Origin of the sequence: Micromonospora andamanensis (assembly GCF_016863495.1) — a bacterium.
Taxonomy (GTDB): domain Bacteria; phylum Actinomycetota; class Actinomycetes; order Mycobacteriales; family Micromonosporaceae; genus Micromonospora; species Micromonospora andamanensis.
Genome location: NZ_BOOZ01000018.1, coordinates 124,136 through 142,807 on the forward strand (window position 1 = coordinate 124,136; position 18,672 = coordinate 142,807).

At 70.3% G+C, this 18,672-nt stretch carries 21 protein-coding genes and 1 pseudogene; 10 read left to right on the forward strand and 12 right to left on the reverse strand.

Annotated features, from left to right (window positions below; all coding sequences use genetic code 11):
- Window positions 1-19: 19 nt before the first annotated feature.
- Together Van01_RS17385 and Van01_RS17390 are read right to left on the reverse strand one after the other, a co-directional pair.
- Window positions 20-1,600: an MDR family MFS transporter gene (locus tag Van01_RS17385; protein WP_204008255.1), complete on the reverse strand. Its 1,581-nt coding sequence runs from the start codon at window positions 1,598-1,600 to the stop codon at window positions 20-22.
- 85 nt (window positions 1,601-1,685) lie between these two features.
- Window positions 1,686-2,303: an acyl-CoA-like ligand-binding transcription factor gene (locus Van01_RS17390; RefSeq protein ID WP_204008257.1), complete on the reverse strand. Its 618-nt coding sequence runs from the start codon at window positions 2,301-2,303 to the stop codon at window positions 1,686-1,688.
- 139 nt (window positions 2,304-2,442) lie between these two features.
- Between Van01_RS17390 and Van01_RS17395 the strand changes: the two genes are divergently transcribed.
- From Van01_RS17395 to Van01_RS17430, 8 genes are all read left to right on the forward strand, one after another.
- Window positions 2,443-2,784, forward strand: coding sequence for a PadR family transcriptional regulator (locus tag Van01_RS17395; RefSeq protein WP_204008260.1), 342 nt, complete (start codon window positions 2,443-2,445; stop codon window positions 2,782-2,784).
- Window positions 2,781-3,725 (forward strand): permease prefix domain 1-containing protein, encoded by a 945-nt coding sequence (locus Van01_RS17400; protein WP_204008262.1) that lies wholly within the window; start codon window positions 2,781-2,783, stop codon window positions 3,723-3,725. Before Van01_RS17395 ends, Van01_RS17400 begins: the two co-directional genes overlap by 4 nt.
- Before the next feature lie 71 nt (window positions 3,726-3,796).
- Window positions 3,797-4,393 (forward strand): LemA family protein, encoded by a 597-nt coding sequence (locus tag Van01_RS17405; protein ID WP_204008264.1) that lies wholly within the window; start codon window positions 3,797-3,799, stop codon window positions 4,391-4,393.
- Window positions 4,394-4,403: 10 nt separating this feature from the next.
- The gene (locus Van01_RS17410; RefSeq protein WP_204008266.1) at window positions 4,404-6,392 is read left to right on the forward strand and encodes a M48 family metallopeptidase; all 1,989 of its coding nucleotides are present in this window, start codon (window positions 4,404-4,406) and stop codon (window positions 6,390-6,392) included.
- Between the two features lie 454 nt (window positions 6,393-6,846).
- The gene (locus tag Van01_RS17415; protein WP_444543475.1) at window positions 6,847-8,178 is read left to right on the forward strand and encodes a sensor histidine kinase; all 1,332 of its coding nucleotides are present in this window, start codon (window positions 6,847-6,849) and stop codon (window positions 8,176-8,178) included.
- Window positions 8,175-8,852 (forward strand): response regulator, encoded by a 678-nt coding sequence (locus Van01_RS17420; RefSeq protein WP_204008270.1) that lies wholly within the window; start codon window positions 8,175-8,177, stop codon window positions 8,850-8,852. Before Van01_RS17415 ends, Van01_RS17420 begins: the two co-directional genes overlap by 4 nt.
- Window positions 8,853-8,933: 81 nt before the next feature.
- Window positions 8,934-9,827, forward strand: coding sequence for an ABC transporter ATP-binding protein (locus Van01_RS17425; RefSeq protein ID WP_204008272.1), 894 nt, complete (start codon window positions 8,934-8,936; stop codon window positions 9,825-9,827).
- Complete coding sequence (locus Van01_RS17430) at window positions 9,824-10,885, forward strand: ABC transporter permease (protein ID WP_204008274.1); 1,062 nt, start codon at window positions 9,824-9,826, stop codon at window positions 10,883-10,885. The genes Van01_RS17425 and Van01_RS17430 overlap by 4 nt, the downstream gene beginning before the upstream one ends.
- Here Van01_RS17430 and Van01_RS17435 read toward each other — a convergent pair.
- The 3 genes from Van01_RS17435 to Van01_RS17445 all read right to left on the reverse strand — a co-directional run bounded on the left by Van01_RS17435 (window position 10,882) and on the right by Van01_RS17445 (window position 12,404).
- Window positions 10,882-11,490: a ribonuclease FAU-1 family protein gene (locus Van01_RS17435; RefSeq protein ID WP_204008276.1), complete on the reverse strand. Its 609-nt coding sequence runs from the start codon at window positions 11,488-11,490 to the stop codon at window positions 10,882-10,884. The two genes, Van01_RS17430 and Van01_RS17435, sit on opposite strands and share 4 nt — an antisense overlap.
- 16 nt (window positions 11,491-11,506) lie before the next feature.
- Entirely contained in the window at window positions 11,507-12,076 is a 570-nt protein-coding gene (locus Van01_RS17440) for a hypothetical protein (protein WP_204008278.1), read from the reverse strand.
- Between the two features lie 139 nt (window positions 12,077-12,215).
- Complete coding sequence (locus Van01_RS17445; RefSeq protein WP_204008280.1) at window positions 12,216-12,404, reverse strand: hypothetical protein; 189 nt, start codon at window positions 12,402-12,404, stop codon at window positions 12,216-12,218.
- Between the two features lie 68 nt (window positions 12,405-12,472).
- Between Van01_RS17445 and Van01_RS17450 the strand changes: the two genes are divergently transcribed.
- On the forward strand, window positions 12,473-13,243 hold the full coding sequence (locus Van01_RS17450; RefSeq protein WP_204008282.1) for a nuclear transport factor 2 family protein: 771 nt from the start codon (window positions 12,473-12,475) through the stop codon (window positions 13,241-13,243).
- A gap of 47 nt (window positions 13,244-13,290) precedes the next feature.
- Here the strand turns inward: Van01_RS17450 and Van01_RS17455 are convergent.
- The 7 genes and pseudogenes from Van01_RS17455 to Van01_RS17485 form a co-directional block, all read right to left on the reverse strand.
- Window positions 13,291-13,809: pseudogene (locus tag Van01_RS17455) on the reverse strand (MFS transporter); the annotation flags it as partial.
- Window positions 13,806-14,420 carry a winged helix-turn-helix domain-containing protein gene (locus tag Van01_RS17460; protein WP_204008284.1) on the reverse strand — a complete coding sequence of 205 codons (615 nt, stop codon included), beginning with the start codon at window positions 14,418-14,420 and terminating at the stop codon, window positions 13,806-13,808. The pseudogene Van01_RS17455 and the gene Van01_RS17460, both read right to left, overlap by 4 nt.
- A gap of 305 nt (window positions 14,421-14,725) precedes the next feature.
- Complete coding sequence (locus tag Van01_RS17465; RefSeq protein WP_204008293.1) at window positions 14,726-15,121, reverse strand: PIN domain-containing protein; 396 nt, start codon at window positions 15,119-15,121, stop codon at window positions 14,726-14,728.
- Complete coding sequence (locus tag Van01_RS17470; protein WP_204008295.1) at window positions 15,118-15,330, reverse strand: type II toxin-antitoxin system VapB family antitoxin; 213 nt, start codon at window positions 15,328-15,330, stop codon at window positions 15,118-15,120. The genes Van01_RS17465 and Van01_RS17470 overlap by 4 nt, the downstream gene beginning before the upstream one ends.
- A 390-nt stretch (window positions 15,331-15,720) precedes the next feature.
- Window positions 15,721-16,470 carry a YebC/PmpR family DNA-binding transcriptional regulator gene (locus tag Van01_RS17475; RefSeq protein ID WP_204008297.1) on the reverse strand — a complete coding sequence of 250 codons (750 nt, stop codon included), beginning with the start codon at window positions 16,468-16,470 and terminating at the stop codon, window positions 15,721-15,723.
- Window positions 16,471-16,689: 219 nt separating this feature from the next.
- Complete coding sequence (locus tag Van01_RS17480) at window positions 16,690-16,992, reverse strand: hypothetical protein (RefSeq protein WP_204008299.1); 303 nt, start codon at window positions 16,990-16,992, stop codon at window positions 16,690-16,692.
- Window positions 16,989-17,618 (reverse strand): NADPH-dependent FMN reductase, encoded by a 630-nt coding sequence (locus Van01_RS17485; protein ID WP_204008302.1) that lies wholly within the window; start codon window positions 17,616-17,618, stop codon window positions 16,989-16,991. The genes Van01_RS17480 and Van01_RS17485 overlap by 4 nt, the downstream gene beginning before the upstream one ends.
- 100 nt (window positions 17,619-17,718) lie before the next feature.
- Between Van01_RS17485 and Van01_RS17490 the strand changes: the two genes are divergently transcribed.
- Entirely contained in the window at window positions 17,719-18,570 is an 852-nt protein-coding gene (locus tag Van01_RS17490) for a helix-turn-helix transcriptional regulator (RefSeq protein WP_204008304.1), read from the forward strand.
- Window positions 18,571-18,672: the final 102 nt, after the last annotated feature.

The following is an 18,672-nucleotide window of genomic DNA, read 5'->3' on the forward strand; positions in this document are numbered from 1 at the left end:
GCGTCGCGGGTACGGATGGTCAGTGGACGGAGGGCAGGCTCGCCTCCTGGCGGGCCCGTTCGTCGCCGCTGACGGTGTGCAGCGCCTTCTCGCGGATGAACAGCACCGCGACCAGAGCGAGGAAGGCGATCGGCGCGCCGATCAGGAACAGTTCCGAGGTGGCGGTGGCGTACGCGTCCTGCACGATCCGCAGGATCGGCTCGGGCAGCGCGGACAGGTCGGGTACCTCGGTCGTGCCGCCGCCGGTGGCGCTTGCCGCCGGCCCGAGTTGCTCGGTCATCAGACCTGTCACCCGGTTGGCCAACACCGCGCCCAGGGCGCTCACGCCGATCGCGCCGCCCATGCTGCGGAAGAAGGTGAGCACGGAGGTGGCGGCCCCCAACTCATGGGCGGGCACATCGTTCTGGGCGGCCAGGACCAGGTTCTGCATGAGCATGCCGACCCCGATGCCGAGCAGGGCCATGTAGCTGAACAGCAGCGGCAGCGGGGTGTCGACGTCGATCGTCGACAGCAGCAGCATCCCGACGACCATCACCGACGCCCCGGCCACCAGGTACGCCTTCCAGCGGCCGTACTTCGTGATGAGCTGGCCGGCGACCGTGGAGGAGACCAGCAGGCCGAGGATCATCGGCAGGCTCATCAGGCCGGCGACGGTCGGCGACTTGCCCAGCGACGTCTGGAAGTACTGGGACAGGAACACGGTGCCGCCGAAGAGGGCCACCCCGACAAGCATGCTGGCGACGGTGGTCAGCGCGACGGTACGGCTGCGGAAGATCTTCAGCGGGATGATCGGCTCGGGTACCCGGGCCTCGACCCGGACGGCCGCCACCAGCAGGGCCAGGCCGCCGAGGACCATCAGCGCGGTCCAGCCGGAGGCCCAGGCGAACTTGTGGCCGGCCAGCGACGACCAGATCAGCAGGGTGGAGACCCCGGCGGTGATCAGCGCCGCGCCGAGCCAGTCGATGCGTACCTTGCGGCGGACGACGGGCAGGTGCAGGGTCCGCTGGAGCAGCACGATGGAGAGGATGCTGAACGGCACGCCGATCAGGAAGCACCAGCGCCAGCCCAGCCAGGACGTGTCGACCAGGACGCCGCCGATGAGCGGACCGGCGATGGTGCCGACGCCGAAGACGGCACCGAAGATGCCCGCGTAGCGGCCCAGTTCCCGGGGCGGAATCATCGCGGCCATCACGATCATGGCGAGGGCGGTCATGCCACCTGCGCCGATGCCCTGCACGACCCGGCTGACCAGCAGCACCTCGACGTTCGGGGTGAGGCCGGCGATCAGGGAGCCGACCACGAACAGCCCCAGGGAGAGCTGGATGAGCAGCTTCTTGCTGTAGAGGTCGGCCATCTTGCCCCACAGCGGCACGGTGGCGGTCATGGCCAGCAGTTCGGTGGTGACGATCCAGGTGTAGACGGTCTGGGTGCCGTTGAGGTCGGCGATGATGCGGGGCAGCGCGTTGGCCACCACCGTCGAGGCGAGAATCGCCACGAACATGCCGACCATCAGCCCCGAGAGGGCCTGGAGGATCTCCCGGCGGGACATCCGGTCGACGCCGGTCTGGGGCGCGTCGATCGGCGCTGTCGAAGCTGTCATGAACCTTTCCTCACACCTGGTGCTGCCCCCGGCGCGGTCACGCCGGCGGATGGAAGGGGTGGTCGGGGGCGGCCCGCGTGGCCGGTCAGGGAGTGCGGGGGTCGGGCAGGCCGGCGGCGACGGCGGTGAACGCCTCGTCGAGCAGCGCGGTCAGGGAGCCGGCGCCGCCGCCGGTCGCCCACCGGATCAGGGCGGTACGCAGGGCGGCTCCGGCGACCGCCACGACGAGAGCGGGGTACCCGTGCTCGGGAGGCAGCCCGGTCCGGACGGCTGTCGCCTCGACAAGCGCCCGTTCGGTGACCGCGTTACCGGAGATCAGGCGGGCCAGCAGCACGGGGTATTGCGTCACCACCCGCATCCGCAGCAGCGACAGTTCGGCATCACCCTGCACCTCGGTGACCACCTCGGCGAAGGCGCGTCGCAGCGCCTCCAGCGCGGGCTGCTCGGCAGGCACGGCGGCGAGGGCCCGCAGCACGGTGTCCCGGTCGGCGTCGGTGTCGCCGACCAGGGCGTCGTCCTTGGACGGGAAGTAGTTGAAGAAGGTCCGGGAGGAGACGTCGGCCGCCTCGCTGATCTCCTCGACGGTCACCTGGTCGAGTCCACGTTCGGCGACCAGGCGCAGCGCCGCGGCGGCGAGGGCGGCGCGGGTCTGGCGCTTCTTGCGGTCGCGTCGGCCCAGCCGGGTCGGGTCGTCGGGGGTCACGGCAGAACCCTAGGGTCAAACGTGCAGTCTCTGCAAAGTTTTAGATTGTGATGCTTCGCGCGTCGGCTGACACGATGTCGGCCGTCCGACATCATTGCGCGGTGGACAACAGTGTGTGCCACACAGTATGGTGTGACACATGGTCAGCGATGACGTCCTACGGACCCACCTACAGGAGCTACGCCGGGGCACGGTGGTGGTGGCGAGTCTGGTCGCGCTGCGCCGACCCGACTACGGCTACGCGCTGCTGCAACGACTCACCGGGCACGGCTTCCCGGTCGACGCGAACACCCTCTATCCCCTCCTGCGGCGACTGGAGGAGCAGGGTCTCCTCACCAGTGAGTGGAACACCGAGGAGAGCCGACCGCGCAAGTTCTACCGCACCAGCGAATCCGGCGAGCAGGTGCTGCGGCGACTGCTCGATGACCTCGCCGCCGTACAGACCTCCCTCACCACCCTCATCGAAGGAGCACCCCGATGACCTCCCTGACCGACCGCTACCTGGCTGCCACCCTGCGCTCGGTGCCGACCGGGCGGCGCGAGGAGATCGCCACGGAACTGCGCGCCTCCATCGCCGACATGGTCGACGGCCGGACCGCCGAGGGCGTCGACCCCGCCACCGCCGAGCGCGCGGTCCTCACCGAACTGGGCAACCCGGCACAACTGGCCGCCCGATACACCGACCGTCGTCTCCAGCTCATCGGCCCCGAGTACTACCTGGCCTGGCAGCGGCTGCTGATCGTGCTGCTCAGCACCATTCCCGCAATCGTCGGGGTGCTGATGGGCGTACTCCAGGCCACCGTCGCCGACAACGCCGCAGGCGCCATCGGTGAAGGCATCGTCACGGCGTTCAACGTGGCGGTGCAGATCGCCTTCTGGGTGACCCTCGTCTTCGCGGTGATGGAACGGCTCGGCACCCCGCTGAACCTGCCCGAATGGACCGTCGACCAGCTTCCCGAGCACCCCACCGAACGGGACGTCACCCTCACCGACGTGTGCGCCTCGATCGTGTTCCTCGGGCTGTTCATCGCCTTCCTACCGTGGCAGCACGTCCAGTCCGTGGTCGGCCCCGACGGCGATCGCCTGCCGATCCTCGACCCGGCGCTGTGGACGTTCTGGCTGCCGCTGCTGCTCGTCGTCCTGCTCGCCAGCATCGTCATGGAGATCGCCAAGTACCGTGCCCGTCGGTGGACCTGGCCGCTTGTCGCCGTCAACGCCGTACTGAGCCTGGCGTTCGCGGTCCCGACGATCTGGCTGCTGCTCAACGACCGGCTGCTCAACCCGGAGTTCGTCGCCCGCTTCGCCTGGTTGCGGGACGGCGGACTCGACACGGTGGCCCGGATCAGCGTCGTGGTGATCGTCGCCATCACCCTCTGGGACATCGCGGAAAGCGTGGTCAAGGCGCGTCGATCCGCACGGTGAGCAGGAGCGGGCCTGGACCAACGAACGTACGATGATCAGCGGAAGTGCCGACACACACCGAGGGAGCGGCCATGGAACTGATCATCGGACTGGTGTGCCTGGTGTTGATCGTCGTGGCGGTGGTCGGCTTCGGCGCCTCGATCTACAACGGGCTGGTCCGGGCCCGCAACGCGTACCGCAACGCTTTCGCCCAGATCGACGTGCAGCTCGTCCGGCGGCACGACCTCATCCCCAACCTGGTCGAGACCGCGAAGGGCTACCTCAAGCACGAGCGGGAGACGCTGGAGGCGGTGATCAACGCTCGCAACGCCGCGGTCAACGCGCAGGCCACCGCCGCCGCCACTCCCGGCGACCCGGCGGCGATGCAGCAGCTCAGCGGCGCGGAGAACATGCTCACCGCCAGCCTGGGTCGGCTGTTCGCGCTCTCCGAGGCGTACCCGGACCTCAAGGCCAACCAGAACATGATGCAGCTGTCGGAGGAACTGACCTCGACGGAGAACCGGGTCGCCTTCGCCCGGCAGGCGTACAACGACGCGGTGATGACCTACAACAACAAGCGCGAGGTGTTCCCCTCCAGCGTGGTGGCGGGAATGTTCTCGTTCGGGCCGGCGGCGCTGTTCCAGCCGGACGACCCGCAGCAGCGCCAGGCCCCGCAGGTCTCGTTCTGATCGGGTTCCGATGAACTTCTTCGAACGGCAGCGCCAGGTACGTCGGCTGTCGACCCGGCTGGTACTGCTGTTCGTGCTGGCCGTGGTCGGCATCGTGGTGGTGGTGAACCTCGCGGCGTTGTTCGCCTTCAACGCCACCACCGCCGACCCCGGCCAGCTCGCCGGCTTCGTCGCCATGGTCACCGTCGCCACCGTCGCGGCCATCGGTCTGGCCGCCCTGGTGCGTACGCTCGCGCTGCGCGGCGGCGGCGGGAAGGTGGCCCGCGAGTTGGGCGGGGTGCCGGTGCCGGCGAACACCACCGACCCGGAGCTGCGCCGGCTGCGCAACGTCGTCGAGGAGATGGCGCTGGCCTCCGGCGTACCCGTCCCCGAGGTCTTCGTCCTGCCGGAGGAGACGGCGATCAACGCCTTCGCCGCCGGGTGGACCCCGTCCGACGCCGCCGTCGCCGTCACCCGGGGAGCGTTGCAGCGGCTCAACCGCGACGAACTCCAGGGGGTCATCGCCCACGAGTTCAGTCACGTTGTCAACGGCGACATGCGGCTGAACATCCGGCTGATGGGCCTGCTGTTCGGCATCCTCTTCCTGACCGTGATCGGCCGTGGGCTGGCCCGCGCCGGGGTCATCGGCGGCGGCCGGTCACGCGGCAACAACAGCGGCGGCAGCGCCGCCCCGCTGGCGCTTGTGGGCCTGGCGCTGCTGGTGGCCGGCTACGTCGGCGTCCTCGCCGGTCGACTCATTCAGGCGTCGGTGTCCCGGCAACGGGAGTACCTCGCCGACGCCTCGGCGGTGCAGTACACCCGCCAGACCCGGGGCATCGCCGGAGCGCTGAAGAAGATCGGCGGCCTGGCCGACGGGTCCGAGCTGACGTCGCCCAAGCGCGACGAGGTGGGGCACATGCTCTTCGGCGAGGCGGCCCGGACGTCCTGGTTCGCCACCCACCCCCCGCTGGTCGACCGGATCAAGGCACTGGAACCGTCGTTCGACCCGGCCGAGCTGCAACACCTGTCGCGGCAGTGGGCGGCGGCACCGCCCTCGGGCCGTCAGGAGGACGTCGCCCTCGGCCTTGCCCCGACCGGCCCCGCCGGACCGGGCGGACCGGGCGGACCGGGCGGACCGGGCGGACCGGGCGGGTCAGACGGACCGGGGCTGTCCGGGCACGGCGGCCGGATAACCGTCGCGCCGGACGAGGTGCTGGGGCGGGTGGCCGCGCCCACCGAGAACGCCTACGCCCACGCCGCGGCGATCCTCGACCGCATCCCGGATCCGCTGCTCGAACGAGCCCGCGATCGGGCGGCGGCCGTACCGCTGCTGCTCGGCCTGCTGCTCAGCGCCGAACCGGAGGTCCGGCAGCACCAGTACCTCGCGGTGGCCCAGCGGCACGGCCCGGAGCTGGCCGACGACGCCCGGCGCGCGGCAGACGACCTGGTCGAACTCCCCGCCGAGCTGCGCTTGCCGCTGGCCGAGCTGGCCTTCCCGGCGCTGCGCGAACGTCCGGACGCCGAACTGGAGTCACTGCTGGCGGCCGTCTTCACGTTGATCAACGCCGACGGCGCGATAAACGTGACCGAGTACTGCCTGTCCCGGCTGTTGCTGGCCGAGCTGGAGGAGTCGCTGCGGCCGGACAGCCGGTGGCGTACCGACCGGCGCAAACTCACCGATGCGCGGTCTGCGGCAGCCGCCCTGCTGGCCATCCTCGCGCAGGTCGGGCACCCTGACCGGCCCGAGGCGGAACGGGCCTTCCAGGCCGGCATCGGCACGCTGCTGCCCGGCACGAACCTGCCGTACGCGCCGCCGGAGAACGGTGTGCTCGCGCTGGAGACCGCCTGGCCGGTGCTCGACGGGTTACGTCCGGCCGACAAGGAACGGCTGGTGGCGGCCACCGTCGCGGTGATCAGCCACGACGGGATGATGACCGTGCCCGAGATCGAGTTGCTGCGGACGATCTGCGGTCTGCTGCACTGTCCGCTGCCGCCGATGGCCGGCGCCGTCACCGACTGACAGCCCCCGCGCGATCTCCTCGGCCCACCTCAGCTGCCTCGGGCCCGGACGTCCCCTCGCGGGCGCGGCCCGCTGGCGCTCCGCTGTGCTCTGCCCAAGGTAGGTGCCACCAGAAACCAACACGGAGCGTGGTTTTCACTGTGCGCAACAACAGCGGGACCTACCCCCACTCCACTGCGCTCCCTTTGCTCTGCTTCAACCCACGCACTAGCGCTTGAGCAGGCAGGCTGCGTCCGCCCTCGGCCACACATGCCACATCCGCTGATACTTTCCGTGAGTGTTGCGTCCATTGAAGCAGAGCAAAGGGAGCGCGGGTAGATGGTTGGGGGAGGCCGGGCAGCACTGTCCGTGAGGTCGCGGCACGGCGGCGGGGACGGCCGGCGGTGAGCAGACCGACCACCCGGGCTCACCCGACACGACGGGCGGGCGGCGCGGGGATGGCATGCTGCCGAGGGTGAGCACCGAGACCGCTGAGGAGTGGCGGCAGCCTGCCGAGTCCACCGACGCGTGGCGGCGGGGCGAGACCAGGGACGAGTGGCGGCGGCCGGGGCCGACGCCGGAGCAGCGGCGGCTCGATCTGTACGCCGGGCTGGCCGCGACGGCTCTCGCCCTGCTCAGCCTGACGTTGGCCCGCAGCACCGGAGCGTTCGTGATGGGGCCGCCGCCATCCGGCATCGAACAGCTCTTCTGGACCGTCGCGGTGCCGCTGCCGTTGATCTGGCGACGCCGCTGGCCCGCCCTGACCACCCTGGCCGTCTCGGCCGCCTTCATCGGATCGCAGGCGCGCTCCGTCCCCGAGTGGCAACTGTCCGCCTGGGCGTTGTTCATCGCCATCTACACGCTCGGTGCCTGGGGTCGGGACCGTCGGCTGTCCCGGCGCCTGCGGATCGGCGTGATCGTCGCGATGTTCGCCTGGCTGGGGACCTCCTACGCGATCAGCTTCCAGGCGCTCACCGCGGAGACCTTCGACGACGCCGTCGGCCCGGTGCCGCCGGTGCTCGCCGCGATCGTCACCGGCATCCTGGTCAACGCGCTGTACTTCGGGTTCGCGTACTTCTTCGGCGAGACCGCCTGGGTGGCGGCCCGCCGCCAGCACCAGGTGGCCGAGCAGGCGGAACGGCTGCGCCGGTCGCAGGCCGAGGTACGCGAGCACGCAGTGGTCGGCGAGCGGGTCCGGATCGCCCGTGAGCTGCACGACGTGGTCGCCCACCACGTGTCGGTGATGGGGGTGCAGGCGGCGGCGTGTCGTCGGGTCTTCGACAAGGATCCGGCGAAGGCGCGTACCGCGCTCACCTCCATCGAGGAGACCGCCCGCCAGGCGGTCGACGAGTTGCGCCGGATGCTCGGTGTGCTGCGCGCCAGTGACGGCGACCCGGACGACACCCGGCAGCCGGCCGGGGTCGACCAGATCGCCGCGGTGGTGGACCGGGCCGGTGAGGCCGGGCTACGCGCCACCCTGGGGGTGTACGGCGATCCGCAACCGCTGCCGGAGTCGGTCTCCCAGGCCGCGTACCGGGTGGTGCAGGAGGCGGTGACGAACGTGTTGAAGCACGCCACCGGGGCGAGCCTGCTCGACGTCCGGGTCCGTTATCTGGCACACGAGATGGAGGTCGAGGTGACCGACGACGGCCGGGCCACCCGCTCGGCGAACGCCGACGGGCTGGGCCTGATCGGGATGCGGGAACGGGTCGCTACCCACGGAGGTGAGTTGGAGGTGGGGCCGCGTACCGGCGGTGGTTGGCGGGTCCGGGTCCGCTTCCCGCTCCGCGCGGGCAGTCCGGCGTGAACCCGATCCGGGTGCTCCTCGTCGACGATCACCACCTCGTGCGTACCGGCTTCCGGGTCATCCTGGAGATCGAGGACGACATCGAGGTGGTCGGGGAGGCCGCCGACGGGGAACGGGCCGTCGGCATGACCCGGGCGCTGCGTCCGGACGTGGTCCTGATGGACGTGGAGATGCCCGGTATGGACGGGCTGGAGGCGACCCGGCAGATCAGCGCCGACGACGAGCCGGGTGGGCCGGCCGTGCTGATGCTCACCACGTTCGACCGCGACGACTACCTGTTCGCCGCGCTGCGCGCCGGGGCGAGCGGATTCCTGCTCAAGAACGGCACACCGGAGGCGCTTGTCGAGGCGATCCGGGTGGTGGCCCGAGGCGACGGCCTGCTCGCGCCGGAACTCACCCGACGGGTGATCGCCACCTTCGCCCGCCCGGGCAACCAACCCGGTGGTGACGGGGCGTCGCAGGCGGCGCTGGGCAGCCTCACACCCCGGGAACGCGAGGTCCTGGTGCTCGTCGCCGGGGGTGCCAGCAACGCCGAGATCGCCGCCAGCCTCTACCTGGGCGAGGCGACCGTGAAGTCACACGTCAGCCGGGTACTGGCCAAGCTGGGCCTGCGTGACCGGGTACAGGCAGTGGTCTTCGCGTACGAGCACGGGGTGGTCCGGCCCGGCGGGTGAGCGTCTCCCCCGCGAGGTGGAGCCCGGATCTCCGCCCCCAGGCGGACGGCGAACCATGATCGACAATCTAACGTCTACGTCGTGACAAACGTGCTCCGTCTCGACGGCGTCGACCGCAGCTTCGGCGACCGTCAGGTACTCCGGAACGTGTCCTTCGACGTCGTCGCCGGCCGGATGACCGGCTTCGTCGGCGGCAACGGTGCCGGCAAGACGACCACCATGCGGATCATCCTGGGTGTCCTCGCCGCCGACGCCGGCCAGGTGACCTGGCAGGGTGAGCCGCTGAGCCGGGAGGTACGCCGCCGCTTCGGGTACATGCCGGAGGAACGCGGCCTGTACCCGAAGATGAGTGTCCGGGAGCAGGTGACCTACCTGGGCCAGTTGCACGGGCTGACCGCCGAGGCAGCTCGCCGGGCCACCGACGAGCTGCTGGAGCGGGTAGGTCTCGCCGAGCGGGGCAACGACCTGCTGGACACGCTGTCCCTGGGCAACCAGCAACGGGCCCAGATCGCCGCCGCACTTGTGCACGACCCCGAGGTGCTGGTGCTCGACGAGCCCTTCTCCGGTCTGGATCCGCTGGCCGTGGACACGGTCGTCGGCGTCCTGCGGGAGCGGGCCGCCGCCGGGGCCCCGGTCCTCTTTTCCAGCCACCAACTGGACGTGGTCGAACGGCTCTGCGACGACCTGGTGATCATCGCGGACGGCTCGATCCGCGCCGCCGGCAGCCGGGAGCAGTTGCGCTCGGCGTACACCACGGCCCGGTATGAGCTGGTGGTGGAGACCGACGCCGGCTGGCTGCGCGACCAGCCCGGGGTGAGCCTGGTGGACCTCGACGGCGCGCGGGCCGTGTTCGACCTGGCCACCGACGCCGACGAACAACAGGTGCTGCGCGCGGCGCTGGAACGCGGCCCGGTCCGCGCGTTCCGCCCGGTCACCCCCACCCTCGCCGAGATCTTCCGAGAGGTCGCCAAGTGAACGCCATGCAGGCCACCCGCCTGGTCGCCGCCCGGGAGATCCGGGTCAAACTGCGCGACCGTACCTTCCTGATCAGCACCGTCGTCTTCCTGCTGATCGCGGCGGCGGCGACGATCCTGCCGCCGCTGCTGTCCGGCGGGCCGTCCACGGTGGCCGTCACCGAGGCGGCGGCCGGCCCGTTGCGGGCGGCGGGGCTGGAGGTGCTCGCCGTACCCGACGACGCCGCTGCCGAGCAGGCGGTGCGCGACGGCGACGCGGACGCCGCGGTCGTTACCGGCCCGGCCGTGCTCGCCATGAACGACGCCCCGGGCGACGTCGTCTCCGCGCTGAGCACCGAACCACCGGTCCGGCTGCTGAACCCGGACGCGGTGGACCCGGTGGTGGCCTTCCTGGTGCCGTTCGCGTTCGCCTTCATCTTCTTCCTCACCTCGCAGACCTTCGGGGTGCAGATCGCGCAGAGCATCATCGAGGAGAAGCAGACCCGGATCGTGGAGATCCTCGTCGCCGCGGTGCCGGTCCGTGCCCTGCTGGCGGGGAAGATGCTCGCCGGTACGATCCTCGCGCTCGGGCAGATCGCCTTGGTGGCAGTGGTCGCGGTGGCCGGCATGGCGTTCGGGGACAATGGCGCGTTGCTGTCGCTGCTCGGGCCGGCGATCGGCTGGTTCGTGCCGTTCTTCCTGCTCGGCTTCGTGCTTATCGCGTCGATGTGGGCGGCGGCCGGCGCGCTCGTCAACCGGCTGGAGGACATCGGTGGCGTGTCGATGCCGGTACAGCTCGCGGTGATGCTGCCCTTCTTCGCGGTGATCTTCCTCAACGACAACGTCACAGCCATGCGGGTGCTGTCCTACCTGCCGTTCTCCTCGCCGACGGCGATGCCGCTGCGGCTGTTCAACGGCGACGCCGCCGGCTGGGAACTTGTCGTCTCACTGGCCCTGCTCCTGATCACGGCGGCGGGGTTCCTGCTCGCCGGGGCCCGGGTGTACGAGGGCTCCCTGCTGCGCACCAACGGCCGCACCTCGATCCGCACCGCCTGGCGCGAACGCGAAACGCTCGGCTAGGACGCCCAGTTGGCGGGGAGGCGGGGGACGGGCCAGGTCGGGTCTGGTTGCCAGGTCTTCCAGGACTCGTCCCACCAGCGCTCACCGGCGTCGAGCAGGGCGGCGATCCGGTCGCCCTCGGCGCGGATCGCCGCACCCTGACCCGGGTAGCGCCCCTCCACCAGTCGCTGCGCGAAGATCTCCACGTCCTTGAAGACGTACCTGTCGGCGTCCGCCGCCCACCACAGGTCCAGCTCGTGGTCGAGGGTGTCCACCCCGATCGGCGTACGCCGGAACGGATCCTGGAGGTTGAAGTACCAGCCGGCGAAGGCGCGCTCCGGGCCGGACCAGAACACGTCGACCGAGTGCGCCTCGCCGGGCCGCTGGAGCATCAGCTTGCCGTGACCGGTCCAGGCGGTGTGCCCGGCGACCTGCCACGGGTGCCGGCCGCACGGGAACTCGCCCCGCTCGGGAAAGCCGAACTCGGCGCCGGACGGCAGGTAGAGCGCGAGCAGGTCGGGTGAATCCTCGACGCAGATCGTCGGGCAGCCGAACCACACCTCGCCGAGCGCGATCTCCCGCCGCACCACCGGGTCACCAGGTGCGAACCGGCCAGTCGTGGTCACGGGCGCAGGTGCCTCTCTACTTCCTGCCGACGAGCTGCTGGGTGATCGGCCGCCCGGCCTCGCTGGCGAGCCGCAGAATCAGCGCGCCGACCTGGTCGTGCTCGCCGTCCTTGAGCCCGACGTCCGTCGAGTTGACCCGCATCGGCGCCTGACCGGTCGGCTTCACCAGGTACGCCGCGGTCTTGCCGGGGAAGAGGGTGCCACCACCGAAGACCTGAACCTCCACCTCGGCCACCTCGGCCCAGGTGGTGGCCCGGGCGTTGCCGTTGCGGACGTACACCATCCCGCCAGGGTAGAGGTAGCCGGCCTCGAAGCCCCTTACCAACACGACGACGAACCAGCCGACAGTGCAGATCCCGAGCGCCAGTGGCGGGATCGCCAGCCAGACGAGCGGTCGCCAGGAGGACGCGAGCGCGAAGAGGGCGACCGACACCAGGATCGCCACCGCGCCGACAGCGACGATCCTGAGGGCGGAGCTGATGGGGTTGCCGCTGCTGCGCTTGTCGATGAGTGTGCCCAACCCGCGTTCCGCCGCCAGGCTGGCCACCTTCTCCGGTACGTCCTGCCGCTTGTCGACACTGCTCATGTTCGCCCCGTTTCGATCGGCTCGAAAATCAGCGGCGAGCATATCCATAGTGGGCAGTTGCGGCTGCCCCGTGTGCCACGGCCGGCGGGAGCCGACGAGGGTACGGACGACGCCTCCGGCTACCGGCTCCGAGGTCGGGTCACTCCCCCGCCAGCTCGGGCCGATGCGTCCGGATCCACGCCTCCACATCCGCCTTCCGCCACACCTTGCCCTGCATCAGGTCCGCTACCGGCTCGGGGAAGTTCCGATGGCTGGTGATCACATAGACGCGCTGCTTGCTGATGCCACCGAGCATGATCCGGATCTCATGCGCGCCCACCAGCTCCATAAGGCGGACGGTAGACAGTTGCCCAAGCTCCTTGACTCGGGTCAACCCTATGGGTCACCGTATGGGGTATGTCCCAACTCCATCTCTCGCGCGGCAGCCAGCCGCTGAGTCGGTTGCCTCGGGTGCATCGGCACCTGCCTCGACGGCCCGACTGGTCCTGCGGGGCGTGCACCGCCGCCTGGCCGTGCCCGACCGCCCGGATGCTGCTGCGCCACGAGTACGGCCCGGACCGGGTCGGCCTCTCGATCTACCTGGCCGGTCAGTTGTTCGACGCCACCGGGGATCTGCTGCGGTTGGCCGGGCATCGGCCGCCGACGCCAGCTGAGTTGTTCGAACGCTTCCTGGGCTGGGCCGCCCCTCGGCTCAACGGGACGAGGCGTCCGCGAATGTCACCGGCTGACGGTAGACATCCACCATCCCCAGACACGAGGAGCACGATCATGGACGTACGGGATGCCGCCCGACGGTGGGCGGACGCCTGGGCGCAGGGCTGGCCCGCCAGGGACGTGGCGAGGATCGTCGACCGGCAGGCGGAGGACGGCGACCATTGGGCGTCGATGTTCCGCCCGTACCGGGGCCGTGCCGGGCTCCGGTCGTACGTCGAGACGTGTTTCGGTGAGGAGACCCGGCCGGCGGAGGTCTGGTTCGGCGAACCACGGATCGACGGCGACACGGCCACCATCGAGTACTGGGCGGTCACCTACCCGTACGACGAGCCGGTCACCATCTCCGGCTGCACGCTTGTCCGCTTCGACGCCGAGGGTCTGGTCACCGAGTCCCGCGACTACTCGCACAGCACCGAGGGCAGATTCCTCCCGCCCACGTCACTCTTCCCCTGATATCGCCGGACGGGGTCGACAGGCGAGCGCCCCGGAGCGTCAGTTCTCGGGCCGGCCACGTCGGCCATGGCCCGGCTGCCGTTGACCAGACTGTTGGCGTCCACGTACTCCTGTCGCCGGACCAGGCTGGCGAACAGGCTGACGTGCGCCACCTCGAAGAACATCGAGAAAACGCCGATCAGGAAGGTGACGGCACAGAGCAGCGGCAGGTTCAGCACGTCCGCCCACCAGAGCAACGGCACGGCCAGCAGCAGGCCCGCCCGACCGACGTCGGCGACGATCATCACCTGGCGGCGGCGGGGGTACCGGTCCACCCAGGCGCCGGCCGGCATGGAGAAGAACAGGTTCGGCAGCAGCGCGGCGGCGGTCAGGTAGCCCATCTCGGCGGGTCCGGCGTTGAAGGCGAGCACGGCCAGCAGCGGCACGGCGAGCACGGTGATCTGGTCGCCGAAGAGCGAGACGGTCTGCGCGGACCAGTAGCGGCGAAAGGCCGCCTGCCGCAGCAGCCGTGGGATGCGCGGCCGGCGCGGCGGAGACGGGTCGGCCAGGACGAGGGATCCGGTCACGACCCGTCTCCGCTCCCGGTCGCTGGCGGGGGTACGACGCCGCGCGGTAGCGCCATCTGGACGATCGTGACCGGGCGGGACCCGGGCGGGCGTTTCGTCGGGTCGGCGAGCCGTTCGTCGTACCGGGCCAGCAGCGCGTCGATCTGTTCGGTGACCTCGCGCAGCTCCGTGGCGGTGACGTGCAGCAGCGCGTCGCCGAAGCCGGCGGCGGCCCGCCACTCGGCGGGTTCGTCGGCGCGGATCGCGAGGTAGTCCTGCGCCCGTTGCAGGTAGATGCCGACCATCACGCTGTTGATCTGGTCCGTGGCCTCCCGCATGGCCGGGTCGTCGGAGTCGTCGTCCCAGGACGTGTACTGGGTGGTGGCCCGCCATGGTCGTTCCCGAGCGTCCGCCCCGGGCACCCGTTCGGCGAACCCGTACTTGGCGAGTTGCCGCAGGTGGAACGAGCAGTTCGGCACGTTGTCGTCGAGCCGGGCCGCCGCCTGCGTCGCGGTCATCGGCCCTTCGCCGCGCAGCAGCCCGATCAGACGCATCCGGAGCGGATGGGCGTACGCCCGCAGGGCACGCGGGTCAGTGACCTTGAGCGCGCGCCGAGGTGTCTCGTCAGCCATACGGTAGAGAATGCTTTAGAAAGACATCTCTAGCAACTGCTGTCCGTACGCCAGGAAGTAGATGCGGTGAGCGCCGATCGTTCAGTCGCCGCCAGCCGCCGGCCCGCTACACCGCCAGATCGCGGCCTCTATACGCAGCAACAGTCCACTGAGCACCAGGAGTGCTCCGGCAGCGAGGAGTTTGTCGCCATAGCCCACGTCGGCGGTCGACGCCGGCGACCGCTCGTGGCTGGGTCAGCCGACCGCACCCATGGTCACGTCGCCGACGTCGAGGAACCGGACCGCAACCTCATCGCCCGTCGCGGTCAGGTGATCCGCTCTTGGCTCAGTTGGGGCACGAGCCGGGCTGCGGTCTCGAAGTCGGCGTCATGGTGAAGGACCACCAGTTTCAGGCGAATGGCGGTGGCGATCACGAGATGATCCGCCACGGAGAGTCCCTGGTGAGCGCTCTGGCTGGCGAGTTCCTGCCGTACCGCTCGCACGACCTGCCAGGCGTCATCTGGCACCGGAACCCACGGATACACATCGCGGAGCCCGCGCTCGACCCGGTCGTACGCCTTGGCGTCCGCGATCGTCAGGGTCTCGACCAGCACCGGGTCGCAGATGGCGATCAGTCCACGGGCGGCCAGGTCGGACCATTGCGGTTCGACCTGGCGACGAACCATGCGGACCAGGGCGCTCGTGTCGGCCAGATATTTCACCTGTCGAGTTCGTCAAGTTGATCGAAGTGGAAACCGCCCTCGTCGGCGACCTGCTGAAGGTCTGCCAGCGCCCGCTGTCGCCTTTCGCGGCTGGACTCCACAGCCTGCCGCAGAGCCTCCGTCACCGTTTCCTTCTTGGTCGCGGTGCCGAGAGCAGCTGTCGCTTCCGCAAGCAGATCATCATCCAGATCCAGCAGAGTCTTGGCCATGAGATACACCTCCCGGACAACAATATATCCGGGAGGTGCGTATATCTAGGCGGTCGGGCAGCCGACGGCGACCATGATCTCGCCGCCGAGGTCTGTCATCCAGCATGGCTCGGAGCCTGACCCCGGCCGCGGTTCGCCCAGGGTGCAGCTCGCAACAGAAGGCCCCCGAGCAGGAGCAGTGCGGCGGCGAAGACGACTTCCCGATCGAGCGCCTTGGTGGCAAGGCTCAGCAGAAGCACGACTGCTCCCACCGCCACAGCCGACGTCCCGATGCCGCTGACGATCTGCCCAGACCTGTTAGCCACCACGGCAGTCTAGTCGCCGTCGGTGGGCCTGTCGGGCACACCGCGCACGCTCAGGCTGTCAGCGATCGCCGCCCACTGCCCGGGGTCAGCCGACGGCGGCCATGACCTCGTCGGAGACGTCGAAGTTGGCGTAGACGTTCTGCACGTCGTCGCTGTCCTCCAGGACGTCGATCAGCTTGAAGATCTTGCGCGCGCCCTCCTCGTCCAGCGGCACGGTGACGCTTGGCACCAGGGAGGACTCGGCCGACTCGTACTCGATGCCGGCGTCCTGCAGTGCGGTCCGCACGGCGAGCAGGTCACCCGGCTCGGAGACCACCTCGAACGCCTCGTCGAGGTCGTTGACCTCCTCGGCGCCCGCGTCGAGGACGGCCATCATCACGTCGTCCTCGGTGGTGCCGGCCTTGGGCACGATCACCACGCCCTTGCGGGAGAACATGTACGACACGGAGCCGGCGTCGGCGAACGAGCCACCGTTGCGGGTCAGCGCGGTGCGTACCTCGGTGGCGGCGCGGTTGCGGTTGTCGGTCAGGCACTCGATGAGCAGCGCGACACCGTTCGGGCCGTACCCCTCATACATGATCGTCTGGTAGTCGGCGCCGCCGGCCTCCAGGCCGGAGCCGCGCTTGACGGCCCGGTCGATGTTGTCGTTGGGGACCGAGTTCTTCTTGGCCTTCTGGATCGCGTCGAAGAGCGTCGGGTTGCCGGCCGGATCACCGCCACCGGTACGCGCCGCGACCTCCACGTTCTTGATCAGCTTGGCGAACATCTTGCCGCGCTTGGCGTCGATGACCGCCTTCTTGTGCTTGGTCGTCGCCCACTTTGAGTGGCCGGACATCTGTTACCTCCGTTGCTACCCGCCGTCTGCATCGACCGCACCGAGCGCCCCGCTCCGCACCGGCGCACACGGTGGTGCCGGTCAGCTCTGGTGGAAGCAGTGGCGGCCAGATGGCCCTGCCGAATCTCGACAATCCTACCGACGTGCGGCGGGTGGTCGTCACCCGCCGCACGTCAGCCACCGGCCCGCTCTCCCTCGATCGGCACAAAGCGGACGAACTTACTCCCCCATGCCGTACGACCCCCGCACTGTGAACTCGGCAGTGCTGCGCTGCTCGCAACGCTCGTCCAGTTCGGCGCGGAAGCGGCTGAACGACTCCAGCGACGGCAGCGGTCGGGGCAGATCCGGGCCCATGACGACGTCGACGAAGCTGAGCCCGTCGTCGAGCCGCAGGGTCAGGTAGCGGAATCCCGGCGGTCGGACCCGGGCCAGTTCCTGATGGACCGCGTCGAGCAGGGCCAGATGCTCGTCGATTCGGTCGGCCCGGACCCGGTAGCTGATCAGGAGGGTGTCCACGCTCATCGCACCGGCACCGGGGCGGCACCACGGGAGGCGTCCACCAGGTGGGTCGCCAGGAGCGCCAGCTCGGCGGCACGTTCCGGCGCGGGCGCGATCCGGGCGTGCGCGGTCGGGTCGGTGGCGCTTTCGGCGGGCCACTTGAAGTCGGTGAAGAGGTGCAACTCGACGTGGCCCGGCACGACGGTCATGCCCACCTCGCTCAGGATCACCCGGAGGTGCTCGGCCGCCTGCCCGCCCCCGCGAGCGCCGTAACTGAGCATTACGGCCGGCTTGCCGCGCCACTCGGCGTCCAGGTAGTCGATGGCGTTCTTCAGCACCGCCGGGACCGAGTTGTTGTACTCCGGGGTGACGAAGATGAAGGCGTCGCAGGCCGCCACCACCGACGACCAGCGGCGGGTGTGCTCGTGACGGTAGTCGCCGAACCGCGCCGGCACCGGCTCGTCCAGCAGCGGCAGCCCCTGCTCGGCCAGATCGATCAGTTCGACGCTCATTTCACCCGCGCGGACCGCCGGATGCCCGGCCATCGTCTCGGCCACCCATCCCGCCACGGCCGGGCCGCGTCGTCCCGGGCGGCTGCTGCCCACCACCAGGCCCACGGTGATCTGCTGATTCTCATGCGTGCTGTTCATGACCCGATTCCACAGCCGCCGGCAGCGCGCGGGGAGGCCGGCGTGAGGGTAGCCCTGGCGGGGACATGCTCGGGGGCGACCGTCGCGGCAGACTGGATGGATGATGGACGGCGAGTTGGGCGCGTTCCTTCGCAGCCGCCGGGAGGCGCTGCGGCCCGAGCAGGTGGGGTTGCCCACGAACGGCCGGCGGCGCACGCCCGGCCTGCGGCGTGCGGAGTTGGCCATCTTGGCCCAGGTCAGCGTGGAGTACCTGACCCGGCTCGAACAGGGCCGGGACACCCACCCGTCGCCGGGCATCCTCGCCGCGCTGGCCGAGGCGTTGCGGCTCGACGACGCCGACCGTCGGCACCTTCAGCAACTCGCGTCCGTCGAGCACCGCCGGGAACTCTGCGCGGGTGGGCGGCCGGTCGTGTCGCGGACCGTACGCCCGCAGGTCCGGACGCTGCTGGAGGCGCTGCGGGACCGGCCGGCGTACCTGCTCAACCGGCTCGGCGACGTGCTGGCCTGGAACGAGCCGTTCGATCGGCTGGCCCGCCCGCTGGGGCTGCTCGACGACGAGCGGCCCAACCTCGTGTGGTTTCTCTTCGCCGACGAACGCGCGCCTGAGCACTTCCCCGACTGGGCCGACCTCGCCGACCAGCAGGTAGCCGACCTGCACCGGCTGCGCGGGGGCGACCCGGCCACTGACGCGTTCGCCGAACGGCTCGGCCGGACCGTCGGGGAGCCGTTCCGGTCCCGGTGGCAACGCCGTCCGGTCGCCGTGCAGCCCAGCGGGGTCGGCTGGCTGCGGCATCCGGCGGTGGGGCCGCTGCGGCTGTCGTACGAGACGCTGGAACTCCCCGACGACCAGCAGCGACTTGTGGTGCAGCAGCCCGCCGACGCGGAGAGCGCCACGGCGCTGGACCGCCTGCTGGGCCGCCGCCCCGGCGGCCTCCGCTCGGTCGCCAGCTGAAGCTGAGCCACAACCACCCGCCCACCGCCGCCGCCGCCGCGAAGATCCGAACAGTTTCGGGGATGTTGCTGCCTCGACTCGCTTCGAGGCAGCAACTTCCCC